Consider the following 610-nt stretch of genomic DNA (forward strand, 5'->3'; position numbering starts at 1 on the left):
TGCAGCAGGCCGGCGCCGAGGTGAGCGTGGCCGGCAACGGCATCGAGGCGCTGGAGGCGATGCGGTGCCGGCGTTTCGACTGCGTCCTGATGGACGTGCAGATGCCCGTCATGGACGGGCTGGAAGCGACGCGCCGCATCCGCCAGGACCCGCAGCTTGCCGGCACCCTGGTGATCGCCATGACCGCCAATGCCGGGGTCGAAGACCGGGCGCGCTGCCTGCAGGCGGGCATGGACGAATTCCTCAGCAAGCCGGTGGTGCCGGAGCTGCTGGCGGCGACCATCGCGCGCTGCCTCGGCCGCAGTGCGGCGCCGGCGCCCGACGTGCTCCCGCCACCGGTTGCCGGCGCAGGGGCGGTCGATTTCGAGGCGCTGGCGGCCAGCTTCGGCGGCGAGCGCGAACGGATGGGTAAATACGCCTTCCTGTTCGTGTCGAGCGCGCGCGATGCGCTGGCCGAGATCGATGCGGCGCTGGAGCGCGGCGACATGGCAAGGGTGGGCGCGGTGGCGCACCGCGTCAAGTCCTCGGCGCGCGCGGTCGGCGCCGGCGCGTTCGCTTCCCTGTGCGAGGAGATCGAGGCGCAGGCCGGGCGTCCGGCCCAGGCCAGGGC

The 610-nt window shown here is 73.4% G+C and carries 1 protein-coding gene; it reads left to right on the forward strand.

The genetic code is table 11. The annotated features are described in order from the left end of the window. The coding region (locus tag B2R83_RS04975; protein WP_292038726.1) for an Hpt domain-containing response regulator at window positions 1-610 on the forward strand (610 nt) is incomplete at both ends.

This window comes from Massilia sp. UBA6681 (assembly GCF_002454935.1).
In the GTDB taxonomy this organism is placed as follows: domain Bacteria; phylum Pseudomonadota; class Gammaproteobacteria; order Burkholderiales; family Burkholderiaceae_D; genus Telluria; species Telluria varians.